The 7,581-nt window shown below is 59.6% G+C and carries 6 protein-coding genes; 3 read left to right on the top strand and 3 right to left on the bottom strand.

Annotated elements, in window-relative coordinates:
• Positions 1 to 108 precede the first annotated feature (108 nt).
• A complete protein-coding gene (locus RAC79_RS22625) occupies positions 109 to 1,773 on the bottom strand; it encodes an electron transfer flavoprotein-ubiquinone oxidoreductase (RefSeq protein ID WP_174038971.1) in 1,665 nt (554 codons plus the stop codon).
• Between the two features lie 530 nt (positions 1,774 to 2,303).
• On the opposite strand from RAC79_RS22625, the gene RAC79_RS22620 reads away from it, so the two are divergent.
• Complete coding sequence (locus RAC79_RS22620; protein ID WP_078054242.1) at positions 2,304 to 2,816, top strand: YcxB family protein; 513 nt, start codon at positions 2,304 to 2,306, stop codon at positions 2,814 to 2,816.
• 253 nt (positions 2,817 to 3,069) lie between these two features.
• Here the strand turns inward: RAC79_RS22620 and RAC79_RS22615 are convergent, their stop codons facing one another.
• Complete coding sequence (locus RAC79_RS22615) at positions 3,070 to 3,990, bottom strand: cation diffusion facilitator family transporter (RefSeq protein ID WP_003524087.1); 921 nt, start codon at positions 3,988 to 3,990, stop codon at positions 3,070 to 3,072.
• A 181-nt stretch (positions 3,991 to 4,171) separates the two neighbouring features.
• Between RAC79_RS22615 and RAC79_RS22610 the strand changes: the two genes are divergently transcribed.
• Positions 4,172 to 4,960, top strand: coding sequence for an SDR family oxidoreductase (locus tag RAC79_RS22610; protein ID WP_142846221.1), 789 nt, complete (start codon positions 4,172 to 4,174; stop codon positions 4,958 to 4,960).
• Between the two features lie 22 nt (positions 4,961 to 4,982).
• Here the strand turns inward: RAC79_RS22610 and RAC79_RS22605 are convergent, their stop codons facing one another.
• Positions 4,983 to 5,954, bottom strand: coding sequence for a diguanylate cyclase (locus tag RAC79_RS22605; protein ID WP_174038969.1), 972 nt, complete (start codon positions 5,952 to 5,954; stop codon positions 4,983 to 4,985).
• 305 nt (positions 5,955 to 6,259) lie between these two features.
• On the opposite strand from RAC79_RS22605, the gene RAC79_RS22600 reads away from it, so the two are divergent.
• Positions 6,260 to 7,558 (top strand): Hsp70 family protein, encoded by a 1,299-nt coding sequence (locus tag RAC79_RS22600; RefSeq protein WP_174038968.1) that lies wholly within the window; start codon positions 6,260 to 6,262, stop codon positions 7,556 to 7,558.
• The last annotated feature ends 23 nt before the right edge of the window (positions 7,559 to 7,581 follow it).

The following is a 7,581-nucleotide window of genomic DNA, read 5'->3' as shown; positions in this document are numbered from 1 at the left end:
GAATACGAGTAGAATCAACACCGTGCGCCATGTCCACCAAATTTAAACCGGACAGTAGTGGGACAGGCCCGAGCATGACGGAAGAGAAGGCTTCGGCCGTAATCGCCATCACATATTGGCGTAAACCGGCCCCTCGCCGCCCTGCGGCGGCACCCAGTTGATGTTCTGGTTGGGGTCCTTGATGTCGCAGGTCTTGCAGTGCACGCAGTTCTGGGCGTTGATGACGTAGACTTCTTCGCCGTCCTTCTCCACCCATTCGTAAACGCCGGCCGGACAATAACGCGTCGAAGGGCCGGCAAAGACGTCGTGCTCGGACGATTTCTGCAGCGCCATGTCCTTCACCTGAAGATGCACCGGCTGGTCTTCCTCATGGTTGGTGGAGGACAGGAACACCGAGGAGAGGCGGTCGAAGGTCAACACGCCATCCGGTTTCGGATAGGCGATCGGCTTGTGTTTCGAGGCCGGCTCAAGGCTCTGCGCATCCGTCTTGCCGTGCTTCAGCGTGCCGAAGAAGGAGAAGCCGAACAGCTGGTTCGTCCACATGTCGAGACCGCCAAGACCGACGCCGATGAGCGTGCCGAATTTCGACCACAGCGGCTTGACGTTCCTGACCCGCTTCAGGTCCTTGCCGATGTCGCCGTCGCGCCATTCCGCCTCGATCTCCGCCACCTCGTCATGGGCGCGGCCGGCGGAAATCGCTGCGGCGATCTTTTCCGCTGCCAGCATGCCCGACAGCACCGCATTATGGCTGCCCTTGATGCGCGGCACATTGACGAAACCGGCGGAACAGCCGATCAGCGCACCGCCGGGGAAGGTGAGCTTCGGCACCGACTGGTAGCCGCCTTCGGTGATGGCGCGCGCGCCATAGGAGATGCGCCTGCCGCCCTCGAAGGTCTCGCGGATGGCCGGATGCGTCTTGAAGCGCTGGAATTCCTCGAAGGGATAAAGATAGGGGTTCTTGTAGTTGAGGTGCACCACGAAGCCGACGGCGACGAGGTTATCCTCGAGATGATAGAGGAAGGAACCGCCGCCGGTCTTGAAACCGAGCGGCCAGCCGAAGGAATGCTGCACGAGACCCTGTTTGTGCTTCTCCGGCTTCACCTGCCAGAGTTCCTTGATGCCGATGCCGAATTTCTGCGGCTCGCGATTCCGGGACAAATCGAATTTGGAAATCAGCTGCTTGGCGAGCGAACCGCGCACGCCTTCGCCGATCAGCACGTATTTGCCGTGCAGCTCCATGCCGCGGGTGAAGTTCGGGCCCGGCTCACCGTTCTTCTCGATGCCCATATCGCCGGTGGCGACACCGATCACCGCACCCTCATCGTTATAGAGCACTTCGGTTGCGGCAAAGCCCGGATAGATTTCGACGCCGAGCCCTTCCGCCTTTTCCGCCAGCCAGCGACAGACCAGCCCGAGCGAGACGATGTAATTGCCGTGATTGTTCATCAGCGGTGGCATCATGAAATTCGGCAGGCGGATGGAGCCGGCCGGGCCTAAGAACAGGAACTGGTCGTCCTTCACCTCGGTCTTGAAGGGATGCCCCTCCTCTTCGCGCCAGCCCGGCAGCAGCCTGTCGATGCCGATCGGATCGACAACCGCGCCGGAGAGAATATGCGCGCCGACTTCGGCACCCTTTTCGAGAACGACGACCGAAAGCTCCGGCTCCACCTGCTTCAGCCGGATCGCGGCGGCAAGGCCCGCAGGACCCGCGCCAACGATCACAACGTCGAATTCCATCGCTTCGCGTTCGGGCAGTTCCATCGCTTCCGTCATCTCATCCTCTCCGCATCGCCGGTCCCATCCGGCTGTTGTTATATCCGCTTTCCGGCATTCCCGGCGCATCGCCTGCGCCGGTCAAAAAGCCATACGCGACACCGCATCCACCAGCGCCTGTCTTCGCAAAGCAGGACGCCTTTGTCGAGCTTCTATAGCGGCAAAACATGTCGCACGCCAGTCAATTGTCAGACAACCTGATGATTGATGAATTACTTTTACGTTCACGTAATAATGAAAATAGAAGTTGGGAGTGTAGCCGTCAAGGGTAGTCGGCATTTGTGCCACTCTCGCGTTTACCGCGGGTGAAACGCCCATTCGGCTCGCTTCATCAATGGCGGCGCTTCTGTTTGCGCCAAAAGCGGACGTACCTTTACGTATCGATGATTGTCCGCTGTCGCCCCCATTGAAGACGTTCACCGGCTTGATCGCGACGCTGCAAACCGGACATAGTACAACAGCAAAACGTGTCGCAGGTTTTGAGAATTATGTCATAGGTGTGGTATCTTACCAGGGAGACAATGAGAGATATGAACCGCAGCGTCACCTTCACTTTGACCGCCGACGACTATGTTGCTGCCAACAAGCTGTTCATACTGAAATATTCAACCTCACGCTGGCCGCTCGTTTGCTGGCTGATTTTCGTTGCTTTGCTGCTTGCCTCGCTCTTCACGTTGGCGCTGCGATTCCCCGATGCGCCTTTCATGTCGCTCTTCTACATCTGTGTGGTGGTTGTGATCTCAATACCGCTCTACCAGTATTTTTTCGGCGCTGCCGTGTTTGCCCGCAAGGCCTACGCAGAACAGAAAACCCTTCAGCAGCCGATCACGGTTACATGGTCTGAGGAAGGCTTTAGGAGCAAGGGACAGCAGGGCGACTGGAATGTTCCTTGGAACGACTATCTCAAATGGACCGAAGACAGCAAAGTGATCCTCCTCTATCAGAGCGCGCGCGTGTTCAACATGCTGCCCAAGCGCGTCCTGACGCCAGCACAGATCGAGGACTTCAGGCAATTGGTGGCCACCCACATCAAACGCGCGTAAAATGCCCCCACGAAGATGGAGCCGTTCCTATCGCAAACTCCCAAGTTGCTTCAAAATCGCCACTGCCGACTTCTAAAGGAATTTCTGTAGCAAGCGTTTGGTGCAAAACTCCGGCTTGAGCGACACTGGAAGACCTCTTCCCTCTCTCTCAGCGTGAAACTTGCCAATCCGCTCTCCCCTCATCGGTCCCGTCCAGATCAGTGCTACAATCGGTTTGGGCCACAAGCCGACTAGCTAAAATCGCTCTCCAACATCAAACCGCCCATTCCTCATCCGTCGTGAACACGATCGTCAGCCAGCGGTCGCTCCCCTCGCCGCCCAGCGCATCGCCGATTTCGTCGCGGATCGCGTCCCATTCTTCCAGACGCCGTGGCGGCCAGTTCTTCGGCACGATGAAAAAGAGTTCGATCTGACGGCCGCGGCCGACGCGGGCGACATAGGAATAGTGCGAGGAAAAGCCGAATTTCTCCACCGTTTCGGCCGCCACGCGGTCCACATGCTGCTTGAATTCCAGCGGGGTCACCAGAAGGATGTCCGCGAGCGCCTGTTTCACATTGCCGAGCGGCATGGGAATGATGACGAGGCAGACCAGCGCCAGCACGGCCGGGTCGATGTAGGGTGCGAGCCATGCCTGCGCCGTTCCCGTGAGCCCGTAACCCACGGCGAAGGCGACGAAGAGCGCCATGCTCAGAAGCGCGCTCATCAGCCAGCTTTTGGCGTCCAGCGCCACGAAGGCGGATTTCAGCCGGCGGTTCTGCCGTTTGACGAACCATGCCATGGCGAGCGAGACGGCGAAGCTGACGAAGGTGACGACAATGGCGTAATCGAACTCGATCGATCTGCCGCCATCCATCAGGCTGTCGACGGCATTGATGAGGGCGTAGATCGCCGCCCCCATCAGGAGCGTGCCGTTAAGCCCGAGCACCATCGGCTCCAGATGCCAGAAGCCCATTGTGAAACGCTCCACCAGCCGGCCGCCGGGCTTGGGCGCTGCGGAAGCGGCGATCAGCCGCGCGACAAGCAGCGCCAGCACCGTCATGAAAGCATCCGTCAGCGCATAGACACCATCGAAAACCACGGCGAAGGAGCCGGAGAACAGGCCTGCGCCGATGCCGAAGAGCGCCAGGAGAACCGTGACGGCAATGGAGAATTTGAGCAGGGATTGTTCTGTCATGACGTGTCTTTACCTTCAAACCGGACGCTACCTTGCTCTAAGCGTTTTCCCTTTTCCTTGAATCGAGAAAACCCTCTAACTCTTTGTTTTGTAGCATTTCCAGGCGGAAAACCGGGGTCCACTTTTCCTGGAAATGCTCTATAAACAGCACATCGAGCACTCACAAGACAGGACAAAACCCATGGATCTCGGCATTTCCGGCAAACGCGCCCTCGTTCTCGCCTCCTCTCGCGGCCTTGGGCTGGGCATTGCCACCGCGCTGGCGAAAGAAGGCGCACATGTCCTTCTTGTCGGCAGAAGCGGCGAAAAGCTGGAGGCGAATTGCAAGGCGATCAATGCGCTTGGCAAGGGCAAGGCCGACTGGGTCTGGGGCGATCTGGCCGAGGACAATTTCGTCGAGGCCATGGTTCAGGCCGTCAGGGAAAAGCTCGGCGGCATCGATATTCTCGTCAACAACACCGGCGGCCCGACGCCGGGCCTTGCGCAGGAAATGACGGCCGACAAGCTGGATACCTTCTTCCAGTCGATGGTGCTGCGCGTCATCACGCTCACCAATGCGCTTTTGCCGCAGATGAAGGAACAGGGTTTCGGCCGCATCCTGACCGTCGCTTCCTCCGGCGTGTTCGAGCCGATCGCCAATCTGGCGCTGTCCAATACGCTGCGCGGCGCACTGGTCGGCTGGAGCAAGACGCTGTCCTCCGAAGTGGCCTCCTTCGGCATCACCTCCAACCTGCTGCTGCCCGGCCGTATCCACACCGACCGCATCGATGAACTCGATGGCGCCAACGCCAAGCGTCTGGGCAAAAGCGTCGAGGAAATTCGCGAGGCTTCCGTCAAGAGCATTCCGGCCGGTCGTCTCGGGACGGTCGAGGAATTTGCCGCCGCCGGCGCTTTCCTCTGCTCGGTGCCGGCAAGCTACATCACCGGCACGATGCTCAGGGTAGATGGCGGCGCGGCGAAGTCGAATTAAGGCCACAGAGCTACGAATCCGGTCAGGAAGCCGCTCCGTAGATCACGTAGCGGTTCCGGCCAGTATTCTTGGCCTCGTAGAGGGCGGTATCGGCGCGGCGCAGGACATCGCTTGCGCTCTCGCCCGGATTTGCAAAGGCAATGCCCGCCGAGCAGCTGTATCGGAAACCGGGCATGTCTGCGAGCGGTGAGGCCTGCGCCAGTGATGACAGCACCCCCTGCATGACCGCCTCAACCCCCAAAACGCGCGAACCGGCGACCATCAGCAGGAACTCCTCACCGCCGATCCGCCCCACGAGATCGTCGCGGGCGACCGCAGCGGAAAGTCGGGCGGCGAAGTCCTTGAGAACCAGATCGCCGCAGGCATGGCCAAAACGGTCGTTCACGGACTTGAAGTGGTCTATGTCCATGATGATGACGGCAAGGGCCTCGGCCTTGTTGGGGCCAAGCCTGTGATTAAGAATATCCATGACGTAGCGGCGGTTGCCGAGGCCGGTCAACTCGTCGCTCAGGGCGAATTTCAGCGCCCTGTCCCGCTCCTGGCGAAGATCGCGCAGCTCAACACCGAGTTCGGAAATATCGGTGACGACGCAAAGCATCCAGCCGCCCGGCAGCGTCGTCTCGGTCGTCAGCATCCAGCGCCCGTCATTGAGGCTGGTTTCAATGGTGCGATACGGCAGCTTGCCGCGCCTCGTTCCCGCCGAGCGCAGCCATAATTCGAAATCGGCGGTCTCGACGGCCGTGCCGGTGGAGTTGCGGTAACCGATGCGCATCAGATCGGCCCATGTCGGAAATTCGTCCGGCCCGATGCCGAGCGCCATGCGGAACGCCGTGTTGGCGAAACGCAGTTCATCTTCGCCGTCGAAAAGGGCATAACCCTGCTGGGACGCCGCCATCAGGTCCATGAGATGGCGGTTGAAGCTCTCCGCATCGCCGCGGGCGTTTTGCGCCGGCAACACGTCTTCGAGGGAGGAACGGGCCGGCTTTCGGGACATCGGGGCTCCGCGTCTGCAAACACAACAAATACAAAAATAAATCTGCTCTTTAACGCTATAGTTCAGCCTTATACTCGCTTTATGCGAAAAAATATTTAATGCCGGCAGCAGGACGGCCTTCCAGCCATGGCAATTACTTCATGCAATTTTCACAATAAACCCGGGTGCAGGCGCTTGCCATTCCGTCAGCCCTGTGCAATCAACCGCCCTCCTCTGACATCGGGGTGCCAAAGGCATCCCTTATTTTCACGCCGGGCCGCCTTTCAGGCCGGGCGGGTGTTTCTATCGGCAACAAGGATATGGCGATGACGCAAAAGCGGGCTCTCGGCCTCGATTTCGGCACGACCAACACGGTCATGGCTCTTTCCGACGCGGGCGGTGCCAGCCGTTCCATGCGCTTCACCAGCAGCGCGGGCACGGATGATAGCATGCGCACGGCGCTCTCCTTCATGAAGGATGCCGGCCTTGGTGCGGCCGCCCTGCATGTGGAAGCCGGCCATGCCGCCATCCGGCAATTCATCGACAATGCCGGCGACTGCCGTTTCCTGCAGTCGATCAAGACATTTGCGGCCTCGCCGCTGTTTCAGGGCACGCTGATCTTCGCCAAGCGCCATAGCTTCGAGGATCTGATGGACGTGTTCCTGCGCAAGCTGAAGACCTATGCGGGCGAGGAATGGCCGGGGGATGTCTCCACCGTCATCGCCGGCCGGCCGGTGCGTTTCGCCGGCAGCAATCCGGATGAAACGCTGGCGCTCGCCCGTTACAACGAGGCGCTCACCCGCGCCGGTTTCCCGGAAATCCACTATGTCTACGAGCCGGTGGCAGCCGCCTATTATTTCGCCCAGAGCCTGAAGAAGGACGCCAATGTGCTGGTGGCGGATTTCGGCGGCGGCACGACGGACTATTCGCTGATCCGTTTCGAGACCCATGCCGGCAAGCTTTCCGCCACCCCCATCGGCCATTCCGGCGTCGGCGTGGCGGGCGATCATTTCGACTTCCGCATGATCGACAATCTGGTCTCGCCGGAAATCGGCAAGGGCAGCAAGTTCAAGAGCTTCGACAAGGTGCTGGACGTACCCTCCGGCTATTACGTGAATTTCGGCCGCTGGAACCAGCTGTCGATCTTCAAGACCTCGAAGGAGTTCACCGACCTGAAATCGCTGGTGCGCTCGGCGCTGGAGCCGGAAAAGCTCGAACTCTTCATCGATCTGGTCGAACATGACGAGGGTTATCCGCTCTATCAGGCGATTTCCGCCACCAAGATGGCGCTCTCCTCGGCGGAAGAAGCGGAATTCAACTTTGCACCATTGGGCAAGGCCGGCCGCAAGATGGTGAAGCGCAGCGATTTCAACAATTGGATCGCCGAAGACCTCGCCAAGATAGAAGAAGCGCTCGACGAGGTTCTGGAAAAAACGAAAGTCGCGCCCGAAGCCATCGACAAGGTGTTCCTGACTGGCGGCACCTCCTTCGTGCCGGCGGTTCGGGAGCTTTTCACCCGCCGTTTCGACGCCGACCGCATCGAAAGCGGCGGCGAGTTGCTCTCGATTGCCCATGGTCTGGCCATGATCGGCGAAAGCGGCGACATTCAGCGCTGGACAGTGTGATTTGCGGGTTTCCCGGGCGGGGA

This window comes from Agrobacterium sp. LR_9, assembly GCF_041954855.1.
Taxonomy (GTDB): Bacteria; Pseudomonadota; Alphaproteobacteria; order Rhizobiales; family Rhizobiaceae; genus Agrobacterium; species Agrobacterium leguminum.
This window is presented reverse-complemented; position numbering and strand designations above follow the sequence as displayed.